The organism is Tateyamaria rhodophyticola (assembly GCF_047777875.1).
In the GTDB taxonomy this organism is placed as follows: Bacteria; Pseudomonadota; Alphaproteobacteria; order Rhodobacterales; family Rhodobacteraceae; genus Tateyamaria.
Genome location: NZ_CP180519.1, coordinates 2,847,152 through 2,867,842, shown reverse-complemented (window position 1 = coordinate 2,867,842; position 20,691 = coordinate 2,847,152). Strand labels below are relative to the sequence as shown.

The following is a 20,691-nucleotide window of genomic DNA, read 5'->3' as shown; positions in this document are numbered from 1 at the left end:
ATGCGCGGAGGGGCTGTAAGCCGGATTCTGTCTAGGGCGGTTGCCCGCCCCGAGATGACCATTCCTCTTGGGGTGGTGTTGCCAACACCCCTCTAGCTGCCAACCCGGACCTGCTGGGGCAAAAGCATCCCCGCCGGTTGCCCGAAGACAAGGCCGGCGCGCGGTCCCTATTTGGCATTGCTCCCGGTGGGGCTTGCCATGCCCGGACTGTTGCCAGCCCGGCGGTGGGCTCTTACCCCACCGTTTCACCTTGACCCTGCATGCAGGGCAGTCTGTTTTCTGTGGCGCTGTCCGTCGGGTTGCCCCGCCCGGGCGTTACCCGGCACCGCTGCTTTTGGGAGTCCGGACTTTCCTCCCGGACGGGTTGCCCCGCCCCGGGCGGCCATCCGCCTCTCCGCGCCCGCTGCCCATACGTGTGGCAGCCGGGGCGCGTCAATGGGCAGATGTCATGCGGGTGGCGCGTGCGGGAGCCTCCGGCGGGGATTTTTTGGAACAGAGACGGGAATGGGTGGCGCTCAGGCCCCGGTGGGGGTGCGAGTCAGCGCGTCGAAATCCGCCGCTTGCAAGGGGCCGGTTGCATCGGGTCTGTAACGCAGTCGAACGGCGGTCAGAAGGGCCGCGGCATCCGCGCTGGCCGTGTAGCCCGCAGCCTGTGCGAGGCGGACGAAGGCATCCCGTGATGTGTCGGTTGGTTGTGGCACCGCGACGGGTGCTGCCAGCCTTGCTGCCTCAAGGCGGGGCCAGTCGAACCATGGGCCGGGGTCGATCTTGCGGCCCGGTGCCATGTCGGAATGGCCGATGACGTTTTGTGGCGGAATGTTCCAGCCGCGCAGGATGCGTGGCAAGAGGCGCAGCAGGCTTTGCATCAACGGCTCGGCAAAGGCCGTTTGCCCGTCATTGTCGAGTTCGATGCCGATGGAGCGGGAGTTCATGTCATCAAGCCCTTGCCAGGTCCCAATGCCGGCGTGCCACGCGCGCAGGCCTTCGCCCACCAATTGCGTGATGCGCCCGGTCTTGCAGATCACGTAGTGGGCGGAGACTTCGGCCGTGGGATCGCACAGACGCTCTATCGCTGCCTCAGCCGACGCCATTGCTGTGTAGTGCAGGACCACGAACCGGGGCGTCAGGCCGTCCCTGCGCAGGCCGCAGTTCGGGGACGGATGTTGGTGCATGACCACCGTCCGCGACGTCAGTTGCCCGCAGCGCGCCGGAACGGGGCCGGGTCCCAGTTGCAGGCAAAGCCGTCCCCATCAGGGTCCAGTCCCTTGCGGTCCCGTTGCGGACCGCCCGAGGCGAGGAAGTCAATCTGTGCCTCATCTGCGGAATTGTAGGCCGCGCAGTTGCGCTGGAACTTGGCAGCGGAGGCGAGGCTGACCCGGCGGTGCACCCGCGTGCCGCGCGCATGGGTGGTTTGCAGGGCGTATTGCACCACGTTGGGCTGCCCGTTGCCGGCACGTGACGGCAGCGCAGTGGGTTGCACCACCTGATATTGCTGCTGGCGTTGTTGCAAGCGGGCGGCATCGCCTTCGATCGAGCGGCGCGAGGCGACGGCGTCAAAATCGTTTTCATCAGAGATGCCGGGATTGTTCAGGATCACGGGTGCTGCGTTGGAGGGGCTGGCGTTGATCACGTCCTGGCCGGAATTGGCAGCGGCGGCGGCGGCATCATTTTGCGCTGCGATCTGCGCCAGTTCCGCGTCGAGACCGGCGGGATCGCTGACGGCGCGGGCGGTCTGGGTCTGGGGCTGCGCCGCAGTCTGGCGCCGCACGGTCTGTGCGGTGGCGTTTTGCGCGTTCGCATCGGGCAACGGCTGCGCCGTCACACCGGGTGCCGCGGGCACAGCGGGTGCCGCGGGCGCACCCGTTTGCAGCTGTTGATCACGCGCCTCGCGCGCGGCCAGGGTGGAGGGGTTGTCGAAGCCCACACCGCGTCCGGGATCGACTACACCGGCGGCACTGTCGGGAATGGCGGGCTGACATGCAGCCAGGGCGGCCAATGCGCCTGCCATCAAAACACTACGGAATACCATCTCTGCTCACCCTGTTCCGGGATATCGTTGCGCGTGGTCTACCACCATTTGGCAGGCTTGGCCACAAAACCCGCCCGCGCCTCAAGCGCATAAGCGGTGTTCAGCAAATCACCCTCTTCCCACGGACGGCCAATCAGTTGCAGGCCAAGCGGCAGACCCTGCGCATCCGTACCGGCTGGCACGGCGATGCCCGGCAGGCCCGCCATGTTGACCGTGACCGTGAACACATCGTTCAGGTACATCTGCACGGGATCATCGGACGCCTCGCCCAGACCAAACGCAGCCGATGGTGTGGCCGGTGTCAGGATCGCATCGACCCCTTGGGCAAACACGTCCTCGAAGTCCTTCTTGATCAGCGTCCGCACCTTGCGCGCGCGGTTGTAATAGGCGTCATAGAAGCCCGCCGACAGCACATAGGTGCCGATCATCACGCGCCGCTGCACTTCGGCGCCGAAGCCTTCGGCACGGGTCTTTTCATACATCTCGGTGATGCCGTCGCCCTGGGCCAGGGTTGCGCGGTGGCCATAACGCACGCCGTCATAGCGCGCGAGGTTCGACGACGCCTCGGCAGGTGCAATCACGTAATAGGCGGGCAGCGCATATTTCGTATGCGGCAGGGAGATATCGACAATCTTCGCACCTGCATCACGCAACATCTCGGCCCCTTGGGTCCAGAGCGTCTCAATCTCGCCGGGCATGCCGTCCATCCGGTATTCGGCAGGAATGCCGATGGTCTTGCCCTTGATGTCGCCGGTCAGCATCGCTTCGAAATCCGGGACCGGCAGGTCGGCAGAGGTGGAATCCTTGGGATCGTGGCTGCACATCGCCTGCAGCATGACGGCCGCGTCGCGCACCGATTTGGTCATCGGTCCCGCCTGGTCCAGTGACGAGGCAAAGGCCACCACACCCCAGCGCGAACAGCGGCCATAGGTGGGTTTGATGCCGGTGATGCCGGTAAAGGCCGCAGGTTGGCGGATGGATCCGCCCGTGTCCGTACCCGTCGCCGCAAGGCACAGATCCGCCGCCACAGCACTCGCCGATCCGCCCGAAGAGCCGCCCGGCGTCAAGGCGCGATCGTCCACCTTCCACGGGTTGACTGCGTTGCCATAAACGGAGGTCTCATTGGACGAGCCCATGGCAAATTCGTCCATGTTCAGCTTGCCCAGCATCACGGCGCCTGCATCAAACAGGTTCTGACTGACCGTGCTTTCATATTGCGGCAGGAACCCTTCGAGGATGCGGCTGCCCGCTTGGCTCGGCACGCCTTTGGTGCAGAACAGATCCTTGATCCCGATGGGCAGGCCGCACATCGCAGGCGCATCACCGTCCTTGATCCGCGCATCTGCGGTTTCGGCCTGATCGCGCGCAATCTCGGGCGTGTGGTGCACAAATGCGTTGAGCGCGCCCGCCCCGTCAATCGCCGTCAGGCACGCATCGGTCAGCTCCACGCTCGTCACATCACCGGCGCGCAGCGCGTCACGGGCCTCTGCCAGGCCCAGCTTGTTCAGATCGGACATCACTCAACCACCTTCGGCACGGCAAAAAATCCCTCGCGCGCCTCGGGCGCATTGGTCAGCACGGCATCCTGCTGGCTGCCATCGGTGACCACGTCCGCGCGCCGTTTCAGACGCTGCGGCGTGACAGAGGTCATTGGCTCTACCCCGTCCACATCCACCTCGTTCAGCTGTTCGATGAAGCCGAGAATGGTGCTGAACTCGGACGCGAGGCCGGGCAACTGCTCCGGTTCGACCTTGATCCGGGCCAGCTTGGCAACCCGCGCCGCGGTGGTTTCATCAATGGACATCGCTTGACCTCGCAATAGCTCTTGCGCGGCTTTACCGCGCAGCCCCACCGCCTTCAAGTACATGACGCCGGTAAACCTCGATCATCCAGCCCAGCATCACACCGTTGAGGATATGCCAGGCGAAATGCGTGCCAAGGGGCAGCGCGTCACAAACACTTTCATCAATGCTGCGCGCCAGCAGAGAGATCAGCAGGATCACCGCCCCGATCACAAATCCCTGCGCCACGTCGCGGTCACGCCGCCACAGCACAGCGGCATAGATCAGGATGAGCGCAGGCACCGGCATATATCCCGCCGACACGCCAAAGACGGGCACGTTCTGCCACAGTGGGATGGTCAGCGCGGCATAGGGCAGGAACATCACCATTCCCAACAACGCGCCCCATGAGGGCCAGCGCATCACATCACGGTTCACCGCAAACACATAAAGCAGGATGAAAATGGCAATCGGTGCCACATCCGCAATCGCCGCCCAAACCTGCGCATGGGTGTGAAACAGGTAACTGCCCACCCCAATCGCAAACAAAACCGCCGCCAGCGCCCGCGCCAACGGCACCCCCGCGCTGCGCCGCCACATGAACACCGCCACCAGCACAAAGGCCGCATTGGTCACCGCATTGACCGGCTCGGCCCAGTAATGCGCGCCCACCCGCTCGCAATACCCGTCAATCTCGCGCAACAACTCCATAAGGATCAGCTAACCCCGCCCGCACTCAAATCCATCGGCAATGTCCGTCTCTGTTCCAAAAAATCCCCGCCGGAGGCTCCCGCAGCCAGCAACAGGCGCAACAGACTGCGTTACCCCCGCCGCGCTGCAAAAAACGCAACCAACAACGCCTCGGCCTCCGCCGCCCCAATCCCGTCATAGACCTCTGGCACGTGATGCGCCTGGGCATGGGAAAATACCCGCGCCCCATGCGCCACACCACCCGATTTGGGATCCGACGCGCCATAATACACCCGCGCCACCCGTGCCGCGGCAATGGCGGCGGCACACATCGCACATGGCTCCAAAGTGACGTAAAGGTTATGACCCACAAGTCGCTCGGACCCGACCGCAGCGCAGGCCGCGCGGATTGCCAATATCTCGGCATGGGCGGTCGGATCGTTCAATTCCCGCGTGCGGTTGCCCGCCCGGGCGACCACATCTCCGCCCGGACCCACAACAACTGCGCCCACCGGCACCTCGCCCCGCGCGCCCGCCGCGCGCGCCTCGACCAGTGCATCTTCCATATAGCTGCGAAAACTCATGGCTCGCGCCCTGCCCCTTTCCTCGCCCCCGCGCAAGCGCTAAAGCCTGCGCATGACCACCGAAACACCCAAGGGCGACCGCATCGCCAAAGTGCTCGCCCGCGCAGGCGTCGCCTCGCGGCGCGGGGCCGAGGCGATGATCACCGCCGGGCGCGTCTCCGTCAACGGCAAGCGCATCGACAGCCCCGCGCTGAATGTGACCGACACCGACAAGATCACTGTGGACGGCAAGCCGCTGCGTGCGCCCGAACCGCCGCGCCTGTGGCTCTATCACAAACCCGCAGGGCTGGTGACCACCACCAGTGACGAACGCGGACGCGACACGATCTTTGACGCGCTGCCCGAGGATCTGCCACGGGTGATGAGCGTGGGCCGCCTCGACATCAACTCCGAAGGGCTGCTGCTGCTGACCAATGACGGCGGGATCAAGCGCAAGCTGGAACTGCCCAGTACCGGGTGGATGCGCCGCTACCGCGTGCGGATCAAGGGCACGCCGGACGACACTGCGTTTGAGCAGCTACGTGCTGGCGCCACCGTCGAAGGCGTGCGGTATCAGCCGATGCAAATCACGCTGGACCGGCAACAGGGGGCAAATGCTTGGCTCACCATCGGCCTGCGCGAGGGCAAGAACCGCGAAATCCGCCGTGCCATGGAACATATCGGCCTCGTGGTGAACCGCCTGATCCGGATCAGCTACGGCCCCTTCCAACTGGGTGAGCTGAAGGCAGGTGACGTTGAAGAAGTCCGCCGCCGTATCGTGCGCGAACAACTGGGGCTTGAGGAACCGGTGCCAACCGGCACCGCCAGGGCCGCCCCCAAACGCAAGCGCAAACCACCCCGCCGCCCCACCCGCTAACGCGCGAAAAAATCACTGATCCGCCATGTTGCCGCCCAAATGGGCCGACACATTCGCAACATGATCAGCCTCAGCGTCCTTGGCACCTTTGCCCTCATTCTCGCAGCACTCGCCGTCATCGCATGGCAAGCGGGCAACCTGCTGCGCATCTGCGCCGCCGTTGTGCGGTTCAACATCGCGGGCGACGGCCCGATGCATCGGCTGTTTCCAAACCTCGCCTTTGTCGGGTTGTGCGCCCTCATCCTCAAGCTGACGTGGTTCTGAGCGATGCGCGTGCCCCATGTTCCGCCGCGCTATCGCCCGCCGGCTGCGCCAAAACTGCGGATGCCGGTCAATCCGCGCAATCAACAGGCGGTCGGACTGGTTTTTCTGATGACCCTGCCGCTGGCCTTTTCCATGTTGGCGGACCCTACGGGGCGGGACCTTTTGATCTGTGGTGCACTGCTGGGCCTCTTTGGCGCAGCGCTCTACGCGATTTCGCTCGGGCTGAGCGCCGGGGACCGCTATGCGGCCCGCGCGATTGCCCGTGCGCCCCGGTTCAAGGGGCGGCTGACCGGCGCGCTTGGTCTTGGCGTGGCGTCTGGCCTGACTGTTCTGTACCGCGGTGGCGACATCGCTCTGATCCTCGCCGTGGGCGTGATTGCCAGCGTCTTGTCAGTCGTCGCCTTCGGCATCGATCCGTTCAAAAACAAGGGTCTTGAAACGGCTCAGGCCCGCATGACCCACAAGACGCACAAGACCCGCACCCGTGTCATGGGCCAGATGCGGCGGATCAAATCCCACGTCACGCCGCTCGCCTGCCCCGAGATCATGCCCCACCTTATGCGCTTTGAGCAGGCGGTCGAGCGTATGGTCCAAGCGGTCGAGGACGATCCCGAACGCGCGCGGTCGCTGCAAAAATACCTCGGCGTCTATCTCGACGGGGCCGAAGAGGCGTCCGACCGGTTCATCGCCGTCTATCGCGGCACCGGTGACACGGAAGCGCATGCCAACTATGTGGCGCTTTTGCGGGATCTGGGGCACGCGTTTGAAAAACGCGCCTACGACTATGCACGGCAGGGTCGTCTCAAGCTCGATGCACAAATCGACGTTCTCAGCGAAAGCCTCGCGCAGGAGTTGGGCCGCCCCTGACGGGTACAGTTTGCGACAGCGGGCACAAATTTCCCCCTTGCGTCCGGACGCCCCTGTCTTGATCCTGCGCGGCACAACTGACAAGGCGCGAGACAGCGCCATCCGGGGGACACAACCATGGCCGATCTGCTGACGCTCGAAAATCTGGGCAACCTGCTCATGCTGTGCTTTTTGCAAGCGGTGCTGGGCTTCGACAACCTGCTCTATATCTCCATCGAGAGCCAGCGCGCGCCCGTAGCACAACAGGCCGCTGTACGCCGTTGGGGCATCATCCTGGCGGTTGTCTTGCGGGTGATCCTGCTGTTCACGATGATCCAGCTGATTGACGCGATGGCCGAGCCGTTTGTGGTGCTGGATTGGGAAGGTGTGCTGACCGGTGGCGTCAACTTTGCCACCATCGTGTTCATATTCGGTGGCATCTTCATCATGTACACGGCCGTCAAGGAGATCGGGCATATGCTGACCATCCACAACCTCGACACGGATGTAGAGGCGAAATCCGGCAAATCTGCCACGCAGGTCGTGATGCTTATCGTCCTGATGAACCTCATCTTTTCCTTCGACTCGGTGCTGTCGGCGCTGGCCATCACGGATGTGTTCATCATCCTCGCCACCGCGATCCTGCTCTCGGGTCTGGCGATGCTGCTGTTGGCCGATGGCGTGACGCGCTTTCTGGAGAAAAACCGCATGTACGAAGTGCTCGGCCTCTTTATCCTGCTGATTGTCGGCGTTGTCCTTCTGGGCGAGGCGGGACAGGCGGCGGCCCATGCGATGCATGATGACAGTCTGGCGCTGAAGGTCTTCGGTTACGAAGTGGTGCCGATGTCCAAGACAACGTTCTACTTCAGCGTCATCGTTCTGGTCGCGGTCGAAGTGATCCAGTCCGGCTATACCCGCAAACTCAACGCCGAACGGCGCACCGGTGCGCGCCACTAGTGCTGCACCTGCAAAGTGCTTATACTCAGGCAAAGCCAACGGTGGGGACCGACATGCAACCAACAGCCTTTCAAAAGATCGCCTTTGTCGTGCTGATCTTGCTGATGTTCGGGGTGACAACCGGGCTGATGGGAGGTCTCTGAACGATGGCCAAGCGCTTTGGCGGCAAATACAGCCCGCAGACCGATGACGATACGCCCACGCCACAGGTGGCCGCAGGCTATGACCGCGCCCGGGTGAGCCCGGTGGGCGCACGCGCCAACCTTATGTTCCTGCCGGCCGTTCCAATGGTGTTCCTGGCGCTGAATGACGGGGCCCGCGGCCTGATCGTGGGGCTGATCGGTGCGGCAGCCCTGACGGGCGGTGCGTTCCTGCTGCGCGAAGGGCTCAAGGCCGAAGCGGCCTATAACGACCGCAAGGTCGCCCGCCGCCCCGCCCTGCCGCGCAAGATCATCGCGGCCTTCCTTGTGGGCTTTGGGGTGACGCTGGCGGCATTCCGGTCTGATCCCGGCTTTATCGCGCCGCTGCTGTACGGGCTGGCCGCATTTGGCCTGCACCTTGCGGCCTTCGGGATCGACCCGCTGAAATCCAAGGGCCTCGAAGGGGTGGACACGTTCCAGCAGGACCGCGTGGCGCGCGTGGTGGATGGGGCCGAAGCGCTGCTGACCGAGATGACCGATGCAATGAAACGCGCGCAGGACCGCAAGATGGAAGCCCGGCTGGAACAGTTTCAGACGCGTGTCCGCGACCTCATCCGTACAGTCGAAGAGGACCCGCGCGACCTGACGGCGGCGCGCAAATACCTGGGCGTCTATTTGATTGGTGCGCGTGACGCGACGGTCAAGTTCGCCGACATCTATGGCCGCTCGCGCGATGCGCAGGCGCGCACCGATTACGCGGCACTGCTGGATGATCTGGAACAGAACTTTGCCAGCCGCACGCGCAAGATGCTCACCGAGGATCGCACCGACCTCACCATTGAAATCGACGTGTTGCGGGATCGACTGCAACGCGAAGGCGTGCGCGTGTCGCCCGCCGATGACGTCCAACAGTAAAGGGTCCAACCACGATGTCAGAACACGTTCGCCAAAAGGCCGAAGCCGCAGCCCCCGCCGTCGAAGAGGTCACCGCCGTTGTGCTGGCTGAACCCAGCGACGCCAATGCGATTGTCCCGCTGGCCGAGGCCGACGCGCCCGTCAGCGCCGAGATCAAATCGCGCATGGGCGAGATCGACATGGCCGATACCAATTCCATCGTGTCCTTCGGCTCTGCCGCGCAGGCGGAATTGCAGGAAATCAGCCAGGCCATGTTGCAGGACGTGCGCAACAAGGACCTTGGGCCTGCGGGCGACGGTCTGCGCGATATCGTGACCACGATCCGCGGGTTCTCCGTGTCCGAACTGGACGTGCGCCGCGAGCGGACGTTCTGGGAAAAACTGCTGGGCCGTGCGGCACCCTTTGCCAAGTTCACGGCGAAATTCGAGGACGTCCAGAGCCAGATCGACCGGATCACCGACAACCTGCTGGAACATGAGCATACGCTGCTGAAGGACATCAAATCCCTCGACCTGCTCTATGAAAAGACGCTGCAATTCTACGACGAACTGGCGCTTTATATCGCGGCGGGCACGGAAAAGCTGCGCGAGCTGGACGAGACGACAATCCCCGCCGCCGAAGCCGAAGTTGAGGCCGCGGACGAGGATCAGCAGGTGATGAAAGCGCAGGAACTGCGCGACCTGCGCGCCGCGCGCGATGATCTGGAACGCCGGGTGCATGACCTGAAACTGACCCGGCAGGTGACGATGCAATCGCTGCCCTCGATCCGTCTGGTGCAGGAAAACGACAAGAGCCTCGTGACCAAGATCAATTCGACCCTCGTGAACACCGTGCCGCTGTGGGAAACGCAACTGGCGCAGGCCGTCACGATCCAGCGTTCGGCTGAGGCTGCGGCTGCGGTGCGGGATGCCAACGACCTGACGAACGAGCTGTTGACCGCCAACGCCGAAAACCTGCGCGAAAGCAACAAGATGATCCGCCAGGAGATGGAGCGCGGCGTGTTCGACATCGAAGCCGTCAAAGAGGCCAACGCCCACCTGATCGGCACCATTCAGGACAGCCTGCAGATCGCGGACGAGGGCAAGGCGCGCCGTGCCGCTGCCGAAGAGGAGCTCAAGAAGATGGAGGCGGAGCTGCGCGATACGCTCGCCTCTGCCAAGGCGCGCCGCGACGGTGTGGGCGACAATGCGGCCACCGCCGTGCCCCCTGCGGCCAGCTGAGACCTGATGGTCGGCGCGCGGCAGCTTTGGAGGCGCATGGGCGGCATCGCGGCCCTTGCCGTCCTTGCGGCCTGCGACATGCCGGTGGGCACGGTGGATCCCGTGCTCACTCCGCGCGCGCGGCCCGAACCGGTTGCGGCCCCCGCCCCGCCGGTCCGCGCCACGTCTGAGGCCAGCGCCGCCCTGCGCAGCTATCTTGGCGCGGTGCAGGCCAGCCAGCTGACCCAAGGTTTGCTGCGCCGTGATGGCGGTGGGCCGGACACGCCCTTCACCGCCACGATGCTCGCACGCAATTTCGAGCAAATCGCCTTTTTCAACGAATTCACGCCCACGGGACAAAGCGGCGGCGGTGAGGCGGTGCTGAACCGCTGGGAGGCGCCCGTGCGCCTTGGCGTTGTCTTTGGTGCCTCTGTTCCGCCCAGCCAGCGCGCCCGAGACACCGCCGATACGCGCAGCTATGCGCGCAGGCTGGCGCGGGTCACGGGCCACCCCATTTCGGTCGCGCCAAATCCGAATTTCTACGTGGTCTTTGCCTCCGAAGACGACCGGGGCGAGGTGCTGGACCGCGTGGCGGCCAAGCTGGGCAATCCCCTGTCGCAACTGCGGACCTTCTCGCGCGACACTTACTGCGCCGTCGTCGCCTTTGGCAGTGGCAGCGGGCGTGCCACAATCACGGCAGCGGTGGCGGTGGTGCGGGCCGAAAATCCGGACCTCTTGCGGCTCAGCTGCATTCACGAGGAAATCGCGCAAGGCCTCGGCCTGCCCAATGACAGCCCCGCCGCACGGCCCAGCATCTTTAACGATGACGATGAATTCGCCCTGCTGACCGCACATGATGAGGCGCTCTTGGGCATGCTCTACGACGACCGCCTGACACCCGGAGCAATGCGCACAGACGCACGGGCCACCGTGCGCCAGTTGGCCGCGGAACGTGTCGGCGACGTGCTGACAAATTGAATCAAACGCGCATACAGCTCTGACTTAAAACAATTTTCATCTTATTGCTCCAAAGCGGGTCTGTTCACCACGCGACGTCGGAGCACCGCATGACATCCTCTTTGAACGGGGTCATTTTTGATCAGGTCTATGGCGACAATTCCGGGGCCTCGGAATTTGACTCGGACGGTGATGGAACAACGACACAGGAAGACGAATTTGTGTCGTTCACCAATACCAGCGGCGGAGCCATTGATATCTCGGGCTGGCAAATCTGGTCCGATTCAACAGGAACAAACGCGGAGGACGACCCGGTCGATGGGCTGTATCACACGTTTGCACCCGGCACGATCCTCGCCCCGGGTGAAACGATCTACATCATCAACGAAATCTCGGGAGATCCCCGATACAACGCACAGGAAGCCTCAGAAGGTGGTGTAGAATCCGGTGCCGGCGGCACAAGCACAAACCTGCTCACCGAAGGCGGGACGGAATCCGAATCCATCGCGCTGGTCGACCCGAACACCGGAGACTTCCTGGTGTTCAACATGGACGACCAACCAAGCGCTTTTTCCGAATTTGATGGAGGCGGAACAAGCAGCAATTCCAGCTTGGCCGGTTTCCCCGGAACCAATTCTGTCGGAGAGGTCGATGGCCACGCGGTCGCTTCGGATGCGCCGGATGGCACGTCATACCAGTACAACTATTCCACAAACAGCTATGAGACCGGGCCCGTGTTCATTGCGTGTTTTGGGCCGGACACGCGGATCGAAACACCGCGCGGCAAGCGCCCGATTTCGGAGTTGCGCGCCGGTGACCTTGTCACAACCCTCGACCACGGTGCGCAGCCGGTGCTGGCCAGCCTGCATTATCACGTCTCCTTTGACCACCATGCGACCCAGCATCTGCAACCCATCGCTTTCAACGCCGGTAGCATCGCGTCGGGGCAACCCGACGCCGCCCTTACCATGTCGCCGCAACATCGCATCATGCACAGGACGGCATGTGGCCGTGAGGTTCTGGCACCGGCCAAGGGATTTGTGGATCGGCGCGGGGTCCGGCCAAAACGCGGGCAACGCCAGATCCATTACTATCATCTGCTGCTCGAACGTCACGAGATCATCTTTGCCAACAATCTGCCGGTCGAAAGCCTTTTTCTGGGGGATTATACGTTGCGCCGGATGCATCCCAATCTGCGCCGCGAAATCGACCAACTGCGGCAAAAACCTCTTTGCCACGCACCCATACGCCCCCTGATCGGCTGCCAGGCCATGCGGCGACACGCTGTCGGTTCCCCTTGGCCTGTGGCCTGAACCATGTATTACTTTGCGTGCCAAATCCGCAGCTGTTGCGCGCAAAATAGGGGCTACCATGGGCATTTTCGACTTTCTTTCCGGCGAATTCATTGACGTCATCCATTGGGTCGATGACAGCCGCGACACCATGGTCTGGCGGTTTGAACGTGAGGGACACGAAATCAAGTACGGCGCCAAGCTGACCGTGCGCGAAGGCCAGGCGGCCGTATTCGTGCACGAAGGCCAGCTGGCGGATGTGTTTACCCCGGGTCTCTACATGCTCGAGACCAACAACATGCCCATCATGACGACGTTGCAGCACTGGGATCACGGGTTCAAAAGCCCGTTCAAATCCGAGGTGTACTACGTCAACACGACGCGGTTCAACGGCCTGAAATGGGGGACCAAGAACCCGATCATCTGCCGTGATCCGGAATTCGGGCCTGTGCGCCTGCGCGCGTTCGGCACCTATTCGGTGCGGGTGACGGATCCCGCCAAGTTCCTTGTGGAAATCGTCGGCACCGATGGTGAATTCACCATGGACGAGATCAGCTTTCAGATCCGCAACATCATTGTACAGGAGTTCTCCCGCACGCTCGCCAAATCGGGCATCCCGGTGCTCGACATGGCGGCCAACACGCGGGAACTGGGTCAACTTGTGGCGCGCGAAATCTCTGATCAGATCGCGGAATACGGCCTGTCGCTGCCGGAACTCTACATCGAAAACATCTCGCTGCCGCCCGCCGTCGAAGAGGTGATGGACAAACGGTCTTCCATGGGTGTGATCGGCAACCTCAACGAATATACGCAGTTTCAGGCCGCCGAGGCACTGGGACGCGGCGGTGCCGCCGCCGCAACGATGGAAGCCGGGCTGGGTGCAGGGCTCGGCATGCAGATGGGTCAGGCGATGGCCGCAGGTGCCGCAGCGCCGCAACCTGCCCGCGCAGCACCACCGCCGCCGCCCGTCGAACATGTCTGGCACGTGGCTGAAAACGGTGAGACGAAGGGCCCGTTTTCCAAGTCACAGCTGGGCCGCATGAGCGCTTCGGGCGAGTTGACCCGCGAAACCTATGTCTGGACCGCCGGTCAGGACGGATGGATGAAAGCGGAAGATGTCACTGAATTGGCACAGCTTTTCACGATCCTGCCGCCCCCGCCACCCCCCCGTATCTGAAACCAGTACATACCAAAACAGCACGGCCGCGCCCCAGACATGGACGCGGCCGTTTGCGTTTGCGCCGTGTGAAGTATTGACAGAATCGGTAAACATGTAATTATGTAATTACATGTTTACCGATTCCGAAATGGACCGCGTCTTTGCGGCCCTGTCCCACACCAACCGGCGCGAGATGCTGGATCTGCTGCGCGATACACCGGGCATGACCGTCGGCGCGCTGGCCGGTCATTTCGACGTGACGCGCATCGCGGTGATGAACCACCTCAAGGTGTTGGAACAGGCGCAGCTCGTGATCAGCGAAAAGGAGGGGCGCACGCGCCGTCTCTACCTGAACGCCGTGCCCATTCAGGCGATCTACGAACGCTGGACCGACACGTTTTCCGCGCATTGGCTCGACCGGATGAGCCTCATCAAATCCGTGGCCGAAGCCGCGGCAGGCCAGACCAAGAAGGACCCGGACCCATGACCGAAACCACAACGAATATCCACCGCGTGACGATCAACGCGCCCATTGAGACGGTGTGGAACACGCTGGTCAAGACGGACGAAGCGCTGCCGTTCTTCTTCGGCTCTGTCTGCGAGACGAGCGATGGGCTGAAGCCCGGGGCGCGTTACCGCATGGTCAGTGCCAATCGCAAGGTTGCGATGGTTGTAGGCGATGTGCTGCGGTTCGAGCCGCCGCATGTCTATGCCCACACGTTCACCATGACCAATATCGACGAACCGCCCGTCACCGTCACCTATACGCTCAGCGAAAAGGACGGCGGGACCGAGTTTGAATTGCGCATCGATGACCTTGTCCCCGGCAGCAAACTGGCCAAGGAAATGGTGTCGTCCCAAGGGTTTATCGCGGGCAATCTCAAGGCGTTGTGTGAAACCGGCCGACCCGCATTTACCGGGCGCATGGTGGGATTGCTCGGGCCGGTGTTTGCCCGGCTCGCCAAGAAATCGCAGGCCGTCGAACACTGGCCGCTTGTCGGGCGCGACAAGATGTAGGCGCGCCCCTCCACCCATCTTGCAAGCAACGCGTGCCCCGCACGCGATCCCTCCCCTATTGCCCATTTGTCAGAAAAGGAGACTGACCATGACCACCCGGACCCTCACCCGCCTGCCCCGTATCGCAGCCCCCGTGGCAGCACTTTGGTATGCCTTTGGCCTGTCGCAGGCCATCGCGGGCTATGTCGCTGATGCAGCGGCCGCACCGCTTGTAATCTGGATTGTCTATGCCGTGGCCTGCTCCGCGGGGCTTGTCGGTGCCGCCGCACTTGCGTTTGCTCCGGCCCGCGCAGCCGCCGCGTTCGCGACATCGCTGGTTGCCGCCGCGATCTACTTTAGCTGGCTCTTCACCTTTGGCACGCCTACGGGCGAGGATTATGGCGTGGGCGCAGCGGTTATGACCGTGACGCTGATCCTGCTCTGGGCCGCGCGCCGCCTGCGCTGAGGCGCGCAGACCCTGCACGCCGGACCGCCCTTGACACCGGCGGACGGCGTGACACCCTCGGATCATGCAATGGCCCGCCCGACGTACCGCGCTGAAATGGCTGCACTGGCTTATGGTGCCGCTGTTTGTGTGGTTCCTCATCGTAACGCCCGACGTGGTCGTTCCGTTTGGACCGACCGCGTTTCAGGTGCATTCGATGCTGGCGCTCGTGTTTGTCTCGCTGAGCCTTGCGTGGTTTGCCGATCTGCTGCGACGGGGTCTTGCCGGGCGTCCGGGCCCCAAGCTGAACGGGCGGTTGCGCCGGGTGCACCGGGCGATGCACCTGACCCTGATCTGGGGTCTGTTCTTTGTGGCGTTCACCGGATTTCTGCTGGGCCTGACCTCGCATACGCTGCTGAAGGCGGGTGGGTTCCTGCCAATTGCCCCACCGCTTGGCCTGCGCACCGCAAATCACATCGTGGGGCAGGTGCACATTATCCAGTTCTATGCGTTGGGCGTTGTGGCGGCGGGGCATGCGGGGTTTCACATCTGGCGCCACTACCGCCTGCGCGACAATGCGCTGCGCATCATGGTGCCGCGGAAACTGCACAAATACCTGTAGGGTCATCGCATCAGGTATAAGTGCGTTGATATACGTCCGCTGAGCGAGAATGTCGGACGCGTGTTGCCGATATCGCGCCGCCGGGCCCAATTCCACCCCGCTCCGAACAGTCCTGCCGCATCAGGCCTCGTGGTTTCGGATATGTCCCGCCCCCCATCTCCGGTCTCTTTCCCGCGCCGCAGAAAACAGCCCCGACGCCCCTGGGGCCACGTCCTTTTCAACTCTCCGTAGAGCGCTGCGGCGCATGTGGTCTTTCGCCCGCGGCGGCTCTATGGTTTGCTCAGCACCACTGCGCGCCTTTAAAGCGCGCGGGATGCGTCACACACAGGACCGAGGACCGCGTGCCATGCGCCGCACCGCCACCATCACGCTCCACTGGATCAGCCTTCTGGCGCTGGTGCTGCTTGTGGCCGGTGGCCCGCTGCCGGTGCTGTCGTGGCTCTTTGGCGGTGCCGGGCTTGCCTTGTGTGTTCTGGCGATCACCCACGGGCTGATGAACGGCCCCGGCCCCAGGCTGACCGGCACGTTGCGCGTGGCCCACCCGTGGCTCAGCCGGGCGATGTACGCGGCACTCGGCGCGACCGCTGCGGCGACCCTCTGGCACGTCGCAATCACGCCGGTCCAGGACATTCGGCAGTATCACTTCTACCTGATGTCCGCGTCCAGCCTGCACGCGATTTTCCACCTGTGGCGGCACACGGCCCTTGGCGATGGTGCGTTGCGCCGGATCACCCCCACTTCCATGCACGGAATGCTATGAGCGATCTGCCCCCCCTTGATGCGGCCAGCCCGACCAGCGAACACCGCTTTCCCTGTGACAATTGCGGGGCTGATTTCCGATATGATCCCCGCACGCGCGGCCTGACCTGCGATCATTGCGGCAACACCGGGACGATCGAAGGGACCGAAGCCGGTCCTGCCGCCCTGATCGAACTTGACTACCGCGCGGCCTTGCGCGCCGAACTGCCCACGGCAGAGATCGAGGAGACGCGCGTTTCCAAATGTCCCAATTGCGCGGCTGAGGTTGAGTTTGATGCGGACATTCACGCCACGGAATGCCCGTTTTGCGCAACACCCGTGGTCACGGACACCGGATCACACCGCCATATCAAGCCCAAAGGCGTCCTGCCCTTTGCGCTGAGCGAACGCGAGGCGCGCGATGCCATGACCACATGGCTTGGCCGTTTGTGGTTCGCGCCATCGGGTCTGCAGGATTATGCCCGCAAGGGGCGCGCGATGCAGGGGATCTATGTGCCCTACTGGACCTTCGATGCGGACACGCGCAGCGGCTATACCGGCGAACGCGGCACCGTGTACTACGAAACGCAGACCGTGATGCGCGACGGCAAACGTGAACAGGTGCGCGTGGCCAAGGTGCGCTGGAACCGCGTGCGGGGCAAGGTTGCGCGCTTCTTCGATGATGTGCTCGTGCTGGCCTCCACTTCGCTGCCCAAGCGCTACACCGACGCGCTGGAACCCTGGGATCTGTCCGAAATGGAGCCTTATGCGCCCGAATTCCTCGCCGGGTTCCGCGCCGAAGGGTACGGCGTCGAGCTGGAGGACGGGTTCGAACAGGCGCGCGGTTACATGGACCGGATCATTGCCCGCGACATCAAATTCGACATTGGCGGCGACCGGCAGCGGATCCATTCTGTCGATACCAAGCTGGGCAAGATCACGTTCAAACACGTGCTGCTGCCCGTGTGGCTGGCGGCGTACAAGTACCGGGGCGAGACGTACCGGTTTGTGGTGAACGGCCGTACCGGTCGTGTGCAGGGTGAGCGCCCGTGGTCGGCCTGGAAGATTGCCGTTGCCGTCGTGCTGGGCCTGATCGTGGCGGCGGCCATCGGCTATGGCGTGGCGTTGCAGCAATGATGGACCTCGATGCCGCCCTCGACGCCCGTTATTCATGCCGTGCCTTCCGGCCGGACCCGGTGGCGGACGACACGATCACGGCCATCACTGCCACCGCCCAAAAGGTGCCAAGCTGGTGCAATGCGCAGCCGTGGCAGGTGATCATCACGCGCGGGGCCGGGACGGACCGGTTCCGCACCGCCCTCTACGAGGTGGCGCAAAACACGCCACCCGCGCCCGACATGCCCTGGCCCGAAGGCTATCCCGGCGTCTATGGCGCGCGCCGCCGCGCCTGCGGATTTCAGCTCTATGATGCGGTCGGGATCGAAAAGGCGGACCGGGCCGCATCGGCGCAGCAAATGATGGAAAACTACCGGCTCTTTGGTGCGCCCCACGTCGCCATCGTGACCTCACCGCGCGTGCTGGGACCGTATGGCGCGATGGACACAGGCGGCTTTGTCACCGCCTTTTGTCTCGGCGCTGCCGCACGGGGCGTTGCCACCATCCCGCAGGCCGCCATCGCAGCGCAGGCCCCCTTCGTGCGCCGCCATTTCGAGATTCCCGACGACCGGATGATCCTGTGCGCGATCTCCTTTGGGTATGCCGACGACACGCACCCCGCCAACGGTTTCCGCACCGAGCGGGCAGATGTGAACGACGTCATCGCGTGGCGTGACTAGATGCGGGCGGTGTTGCAACGGGTGACCGAGGCGTCTGTCACGGTTGACGGTCACTTCGTCGGGCGCTGTGGTCCGGGTCTGCTGATCCTCGTCTGCGCCATGCCCGGCGATGATCTAGACACGGTGCGCACGCTTGCCGCCAAAGTGTCCAAGCTGCGCCTGTTCAAGGACGACGCGGGCAAGATGAACCTGTCGCTGCTGCAAACCGGGGGCAGCGCCCTGGTCGTCAGCCAGTTCACGCTGGCCGCCGATACGTCGCGCGGCAACCGCCCCGGTTTTTCCGGTGCGGCGAAACCGGGTGAGGCCGAAACGCTCTATCTCCAGTTTGCGCATGCCCTCAAGACCCTTGGCATTCCGACTGAAACGGGTCAGTTCGGGGCGGATATGTCGGTCGCTCTGGTCAATGACGGGCCGGTCACGATCTGGCTGGATACGGATGGCTGAGTCGCACGCTGTGGGCGTTCCGTTCCGCAGATAACGGCGATGACTGGCGAGTTACTCACTTGAGTGCATGACATTATGTACCCGCTTCAATGCACTGAAATAAAAATAGTTTATTAGACGCATTGTGCACGTCGCCTTTGCGATCCAGCCCCACACAACCCTCTTTCTATTGTCCGCCAAGACGCGTAATGCGGAAGGATGCAAGTCATGTCCTATCCCGCACACGCCCGCGCGATCGCGGTGCTTGGCCTGCCGTTGATCGGCGGGCATCTGGGTCAGGTCGCCATCGGGGTGACCGACACCATGATGCTGGGCTGGTACGGGGTGACAGAGCTGGCCGCGCTGACCGCGGCGGGGTCGTGGTTCTTTGTGCTGTTCCTGATGGGCTCCGGCTTTGCCTGGGCGGTGATGCCGATGGTTGCGGCCTCCCACGCAGAGGAGGATGACACCGCGATCCGCCGTGCCACGCGCATGGGCCTGTGGCTCAGCCTTGCGTTTGCGGCGCTGTCGATGCCGCTCATGATCTGGTCCGAACCGATCCTGCTGGCGCTTGGCCAGACAGAGGACGTCGCGCGATTGGGGGCAGAGTATCTGCGCATCGCGGGCTGGGGGATATTCCCCGCGCTGATCGTGATGACGCTCAAGAGTTACCTCGCAGCGCTGGAACGCACACAGATCGTGTTCTGGATCACCGCCATTGCCGCGTTGATCAACGCGTTGGCCAATTACGCGCTGATCTTCGGCTATTGGGGGGCGCCGGAAATGGGCATCGCGGGGGCGGCGCTGGCGTCCCTGGTCACGCAGGTCGTCATGCTGATCGGTGTGCTGATCTATGTCGCGGTGCAGCTGCCGGAACATACGATCTTTGCCCGGCTCTGGCGGCCGGATTGGGAAATGCTGGGCCGGGTATTCCGCCTGGGCTGGCCCATTGGCCTGACGAACCTGAGCGAGGTGGGCCTGTTTGCTGCGTCCGCATTCATGATGGGATGGCTGGGTGAGATCCCGCAGGCCGCGCACGGCATTGCGCTGCAACTGGCCTCCATCACGTTCATGGTGCATCTCGGGTTGAGCAACGTGGCCACGATCCGGGCGGGCAATGCCATGGGGCGGCACAACCTGCCGCATATGGTGCGCGGGGCAAAGACGGTAATCGCGCTGAGCGTTGCGATGGCGCTCGCGACAATTGTCCTGTTCGTGGCGGTGCCAGAACCGTTGATCAGCCTGTTTCTGGGCCGCGATGTGGCCGGTCGGGACGAGATATTGGCCATTGGCATCGTCCTGCTGGCCATGGCCGCGATTTTCCAGCTGGTGGACGGCGCGCAGGTGATTGCCCTTGGCCTCTTGCGCGGGGTCCAGGACACGACCGTGCCCATGATCTATGCCGGGCTGTCCTATTGGGGGATCGGCATCCCCTGCTCGTACCTGTTTGGCTTTGTGCTGGGCTGGGGCGGCGTGGGCATCTGGCTGGGCCTTGTGGTCGGGCTGGCGCTTGCCGGGGTGGCGTTGATGCTGCGGTTCTGGCGCACCTCGATGCCGCGCCTCGTCCGCTCCGAGGCGGCGGCGGCGCACGCCTGATCAGCGCGCCTTCATCAGCCGGTCGGCCTTTTTGCGCACCAGCACCGACCGCAGGTCATGCATCGCCAGCAGAAGCGCATCTGTCACCGCCTCCAACTGCTCTTCAGTGGCGCGCGATTGCGCCCAATGGGTGGTCAGGTTGAGGTAATCCACCGCCCGGTGGATGTCGTCGATGTCCCGATGCGCCAGGACTTCGGTGCGTTCCTGCATCCACGCCTTGATCCGCGTCAGATCCGCGTCCGACAGCTCCCGATCTCCGTGCGGCTTAATTTCGCCATTGCGGATGTTGATCACCGCAATCTGGTCCATCTCGATCCGGCGCTGGCGGTTTTCCGTGTCCACTCGGAAGACCGCCGCCCCGTTTTCGCGCACACGGAAATAGTATTCTGGAAGCTCGGTGCCCATA

The 20,691-nt window shown here is 63.4% G+C and carries 25 protein-coding genes and 1 other RNA gene; 18 read left to right on the top strand and 8 right to left on the bottom strand.

From position 1 onward, the window contains the following. The 7 genes from rnpB to ACERHN_RS15585 all read right to left on the bottom strand — a co-directional run bounded on the left by rnpB (position 1) and on the right by ACERHN_RS15585 (position 5,084). Positions 1-398: RNase P RNA component class A (gene rnpB / locus ACERHN_RS15615), an RNA gene on the bottom strand. 117 nt (positions 399-515) lie between these two features. Continuing rightward, complete coding sequence (locus tag ACERHN_RS15610) at positions 516-1,172, bottom strand: N-acetylmuramoyl-L-alanine amidase (protein WP_415919943.1); 657 nt, start codon at positions 1,170-1,172, stop codon at positions 516-518. Between the two features lie 17 nt (positions 1,173-1,189). Beyond that, the gene (locus ACERHN_RS15605; RefSeq protein ID WP_415919942.1) at positions 1,190-2,029 is read right to left on the bottom strand and encodes a hypothetical protein; all 840 of its coding nucleotides are present in this window, start codon (positions 2,027-2,029) and stop codon (positions 1,190-1,192) included. Between the two features lie 38 nt (positions 2,030-2,067). After that, positions 2,068-3,546, bottom strand: a complete 1,479-nt coding sequence (gatA, locus tag ACERHN_RS15600) for an Asp-tRNA(Asn)/Glu-tRNA(Gln) amidotransferase subunit GatA (protein ID WP_415919941.1) — start codon at positions 3,544-3,546, stop codon at positions 2,068-2,070. Further along, positions 3,546-3,833: an Asp-tRNA(Asn)/Glu-tRNA(Gln) amidotransferase subunit GatC gene (gene gatC / locus ACERHN_RS15595; protein ID WP_415919940.1), complete on the bottom strand. Its 288-nt coding sequence runs from the start codon at positions 3,831-3,833 to the stop codon at positions 3,546-3,548. Before gatC ends, gatA begins: the two co-directional genes overlap by 1 nt. 31 nt (positions 3,834-3,864) lie before the next feature. Further along, on the bottom strand, positions 3,865-4,521 hold the full coding sequence (locus tag ACERHN_RS15590) for a ceramidase domain-containing protein (RefSeq protein WP_415919939.1): 657 nt from the start codon (positions 4,519-4,521) through the stop codon (positions 3,865-3,867). A gap of 110 nt (positions 4,522-4,631) precedes the next feature. Then, positions 4,632-5,084 carry a nucleoside deaminase gene (locus ACERHN_RS15585; protein WP_415919938.1) on the bottom strand — a complete coding sequence of 151 codons (453 nt, stop codon included), beginning with the start codon at positions 5,082-5,084 and terminating at the stop codon, positions 4,632-4,634. A 52-nt stretch (positions 5,085-5,136) separates the two neighbouring features. Here ACERHN_RS15585 and ACERHN_RS15580 point away from each other — a divergent pair, with 52 nt between their 5' ends. The 18 genes from ACERHN_RS15580 (at position 5,137) to ACERHN_RS15495 (ending at position 20,285) form a co-directional block, all read left to right on the top strand. Then, positions 5,137-5,940, top strand: coding sequence for a pseudouridine synthase (locus tag ACERHN_RS15580; RefSeq protein WP_415919937.1), 804 nt, complete (start codon positions 5,137-5,139; stop codon positions 5,938-5,940). 60 nt (positions 5,941-6,000) lie between these two features. After that, positions 6,001-6,204: a hypothetical protein gene (locus ACERHN_RS15575; RefSeq protein WP_415919936.1), complete on the top strand. Its 204-nt coding sequence runs from the start codon at positions 6,001-6,003 to the stop codon at positions 6,202-6,204. A gap of 108 nt (positions 6,205-6,312) precedes the next feature. Beyond that, entirely contained in the window at positions 6,313-7,071 is a 759-nt protein-coding gene (locus ACERHN_RS15570) for a 5-bromo-4-chloroindolyl phosphate hydrolysis family protein (RefSeq protein WP_415919935.1), read from the top strand. Between the two features lie 117 nt (positions 7,072-7,188). Next, entirely contained in the window at positions 7,189-8,007 is an 819-nt protein-coding gene (locus ACERHN_RS15565; RefSeq protein WP_415919934.1) for a TerC family protein, read from the top strand. Between the two features lie 146 nt (positions 8,008-8,153). Next, on the top strand, positions 8,154-9,062 hold the full coding sequence (locus ACERHN_RS15560) for a 5-bromo-4-chloroindolyl phosphate hydrolysis family protein (RefSeq protein WP_415919933.1): 909 nt from the start codon (positions 8,154-8,156) through the stop codon (positions 9,060-9,062). A 14-nt stretch (positions 9,063-9,076) separates the two neighbouring features. Then, positions 9,077-10,282, top strand: a complete 1,206-nt coding sequence (locus ACERHN_RS15555) for a toxic anion resistance protein (protein ID WP_415919932.1) — start codon at positions 9,077-9,079, stop codon at positions 10,280-10,282. A gap of 36 nt (positions 10,283-10,318) precedes the next feature. Continuing rightward, entirely contained in the window at positions 10,319-11,239 is a 921-nt protein-coding gene (locus ACERHN_RS15550) for a DUF2927 domain-containing protein (protein ID WP_415919931.1), read from the top strand. A gap of 89 nt (positions 11,240-11,328) precedes the next feature. Continuing rightward, entirely contained in the window at positions 11,329-12,531 is a 1,203-nt protein-coding gene (locus ACERHN_RS15545) for a Hint domain-containing protein (RefSeq protein WP_415919930.1), read from the top strand. 58 nt (positions 12,532-12,589) lie between these two features. Then, entirely contained in the window at positions 12,590-13,687 is a 1,098-nt protein-coding gene (locus tag ACERHN_RS15540; RefSeq protein WP_415919929.1) for an SPFH domain-containing protein, read from the top strand. A gap of 112 nt (positions 13,688-13,799) precedes the next feature. Next, positions 13,800-14,156, top strand: coding sequence for an ArsR/SmtB family transcription factor (locus tag ACERHN_RS15535; protein ID WP_415919928.1), 357 nt, complete (start codon positions 13,800-13,802; stop codon positions 14,154-14,156). Then, positions 14,153-14,686 (top strand): SRPBCC domain-containing protein, encoded by a 534-nt coding sequence (locus ACERHN_RS15530; RefSeq protein ID WP_415919927.1) that lies wholly within the window; start codon positions 14,153-14,155, stop codon positions 14,684-14,686. The genes ACERHN_RS15535 and ACERHN_RS15530 overlap by 4 nt, the downstream gene beginning before the upstream one ends. A gap of 88 nt (positions 14,687-14,774) precedes the next feature. After that, positions 14,775-15,131: a hypothetical protein gene (locus tag ACERHN_RS15525; RefSeq protein ID WP_415919926.1), complete on the top strand. Its 357-nt coding sequence runs from the start codon at positions 14,775-14,777 to the stop codon at positions 15,129-15,131. A 64-nt stretch (positions 15,132-15,195) separates the two neighbouring features. After that, entirely contained in the window at positions 15,196-15,732 is a 537-nt protein-coding gene (locus ACERHN_RS15520; RefSeq protein WP_415919925.1) for a cytochrome b/b6 domain-containing protein, read from the top strand. Positions 15,733-16,078: 346 nt separating this feature from the next. Further along, complete coding sequence (locus tag ACERHN_RS15515; protein ID WP_415919924.1) at positions 16,079-16,492, top strand: hypothetical protein; 414 nt, start codon at positions 16,079-16,081, stop codon at positions 16,490-16,492. Beyond that, positions 16,489-17,607, top strand: a complete 1,119-nt coding sequence (locus ACERHN_RS15510) for a primosomal protein N' (replication factor Y) - superfamily II helicase (RefSeq protein WP_415919923.1) — start codon at positions 16,489-16,491, stop codon at positions 17,605-17,607. Before ACERHN_RS15515 ends, ACERHN_RS15510 begins: the two co-directional genes overlap by 4 nt. After that, positions 17,604-18,266, top strand: a complete 663-nt coding sequence (locus ACERHN_RS15505; RefSeq protein ID WP_415919922.1) for a nitroreductase — start codon at positions 17,604-17,606, stop codon at positions 18,264-18,266. Before ACERHN_RS15510 ends, ACERHN_RS15505 begins: the two co-directional genes overlap by 4 nt. After that, on the top strand, positions 18,267-18,710 hold the full coding sequence (gene dtd / locus ACERHN_RS15500) for a D-aminoacyl-tRNA deacylase (RefSeq protein ID WP_415919921.1): 444 nt from the start codon (positions 18,267-18,269) through the stop codon (positions 18,708-18,710). Between the two features lie 207 nt (positions 18,711-18,917). After that, positions 18,918-20,285 (top strand): MATE family efflux transporter, encoded by a 1,368-nt coding sequence (locus tag ACERHN_RS15495; protein WP_415919920.1) that lies wholly within the window; start codon positions 18,918-18,920, stop codon positions 20,283-20,285. Here the strand turns inward: ACERHN_RS15495 and ACERHN_RS15490 are convergent, their stop codons facing one another. Continuing rightward, on the bottom strand, positions 20,286-20,690 hold the full coding sequence (locus tag ACERHN_RS15490) for a hypothetical protein (protein WP_415919919.1): 405 nt from the start codon (positions 20,688-20,690) through the stop codon (positions 20,286-20,288). Position 20,691 lies beyond the last annotated feature (1 nt).

What these genes read in the sequence shown, in the direction of transcription:
- ACERHN_RS15610 (WP_415919943.1), bottom strand. Translation starts at nt 1,172, where the DNA reads ATGCACCAACATCCGTCCCCGAACTGCGGCCTGCGCAGGGACGGCCTG.
- dtd (WP_415919921.1), top strand. Translation starts at nt 18,267, where the DNA reads ATGCGGGCGGTGTTGCAACGGGTGACCGAGGCGTCTGTCACGGTTGAC.
- ACERHN_RS15525 (WP_415919926.1), top strand. Translation starts at nt 14,775, where the DNA reads ATGACCACCCGGACCCTCACCCGCCTGCCCCGTATCGCAGCCCCCGTG.
- ACERHN_RS15535 (WP_415919928.1), top strand. Translation starts at nt 13,800, where the DNA reads ATGTTTACCGATTCCGAAATGGACCGCGTCTTTGCGGCCCTGTCCCAC.
- ACERHN_RS15520 (WP_415919925.1), top strand. Translation starts at nt 15,196, where the DNA reads ATGCAATGGCCCGCCCGACGTACCGCGCTGAAATGGCTGCACTGGCTT.
- ACERHN_RS15530 (WP_415919927.1), top strand. Translation starts at nt 14,153, where the DNA reads ATGACCGAAACCACAACGAATATCCACCGCGTGACGATCAACGCGCCC.
- ACERHN_RS15585 (WP_415919938.1), bottom strand. Translation starts at nt 5,084, where the DNA reads ATGAGTTTTCGCAGCTATATGGAAGATGCACTGGTCGAGGCGCGCGCG.
- ACERHN_RS15540 (WP_415919929.1), top strand. Translation starts at nt 12,590, where the DNA reads ATGGGCATTTTCGACTTTCTTTCCGGCGAATTCATTGACGTCATCCAT.
- ACERHN_RS15505 (WP_415919922.1), top strand. Translation starts at nt 17,604, where the DNA reads ATGATGGACCTCGATGCCGCCCTCGACGCCCGTTATTCATGCCGTGCC.
- ACERHN_RS15580 (WP_415919937.1), top strand. Translation starts at nt 5,137, where the DNA reads ATGACCACCGAAACACCCAAGGGCGACCGCATCGCCAAAGTGCTCGCC.
- ACERHN_RS15605 (WP_415919942.1), bottom strand. Translation starts at nt 2,029, where the DNA reads ATGGTATTCCGTAGTGTTTTGATGGCAGGCGCATTGGCCGCCCTGGCT.
- ACERHN_RS15575 (WP_415919936.1), top strand. Translation starts at nt 6,001, where the DNA reads ATGATCAGCCTCAGCGTCCTTGGCACCTTTGCCCTCATTCTCGCAGCA.
- ACERHN_RS15550 (WP_415919931.1), top strand. Translation starts at nt 10,319, where the DNA reads ATGGGCGGCATCGCGGCCCTTGCCGTCCTTGCGGCCTGCGACATGCCG.
- ACERHN_RS15545 (WP_415919930.1), top strand. Translation starts at nt 11,329, where the DNA reads ATGACATCCTCTTTGAACGGGGTCATTTTTGATCAGGTCTATGGCGAC.
- ACERHN_RS15515 (WP_415919924.1), top strand. Translation starts at nt 16,079, where the DNA reads ATGCGCCGCACCGCCACCATCACGCTCCACTGGATCAGCCTTCTGGCG.
- ACERHN_RS15565 (WP_415919934.1), top strand. Translation starts at nt 7,189, where the DNA reads ATGGCCGATCTGCTGACGCTCGAAAATCTGGGCAACCTGCTCATGCTG.
- ACERHN_RS15570 (WP_415919935.1), top strand. Translation starts at nt 6,313, where the DNA reads ATGACCCTGCCGCTGGCCTTTTCCATGTTGGCGGACCCTACGGGGCGG.
- gatA (WP_415919941.1), bottom strand. Translation starts at nt 3,546, where the DNA reads ATGTCCGATCTGAACAAGCTGGGCCTGGCAGAGGCCCGTGACGCGCTG.
- ACERHN_RS15555 (WP_415919932.1), top strand. Translation starts at nt 9,077, where the DNA reads ATGTCAGAACACGTTCGCCAAAAGGCCGAAGCCGCAGCCCCCGCCGTC.
- gatC (WP_415919940.1), bottom strand. Translation starts at nt 3,833, where the DNA reads ATGTCCATTGATGAAACCACCGCGGCGCGGGTTGCCAAGCTGGCCCGG.
- ACERHN_RS15590 (WP_415919939.1), bottom strand. Translation starts at nt 4,521, where the DNA reads ATGGAGTTGTTGCGCGAGATTGACGGGTATTGCGAGCGGGTGGGCGCG.
- ACERHN_RS15495 (WP_415919920.1), top strand. Translation starts at nt 18,918, where the DNA reads ATGTCCTATCCCGCACACGCCCGCGCGATCGCGGTGCTTGGCCTGCCG.
- ACERHN_RS15490 (WP_415919919.1), bottom strand. Translation starts at nt 20,690, where the DNA reads ATGGGCACCGAGCTTCCAGAATACTATTTCCGTGTGCGCGAAAACGGG.
- ACERHN_RS15560 (WP_415919933.1), top strand. Translation starts at nt 8,154, where the DNA reads ATGGCCAAGCGCTTTGGCGGCAAATACAGCCCGCAGACCGATGACGAT.
- ACERHN_RS15510 (WP_415919923.1), top strand. Translation starts at nt 16,489, where the DNA reads ATGAGCGATCTGCCCCCCCTTGATGCGGCCAGCCCGACCAGCGAACAC.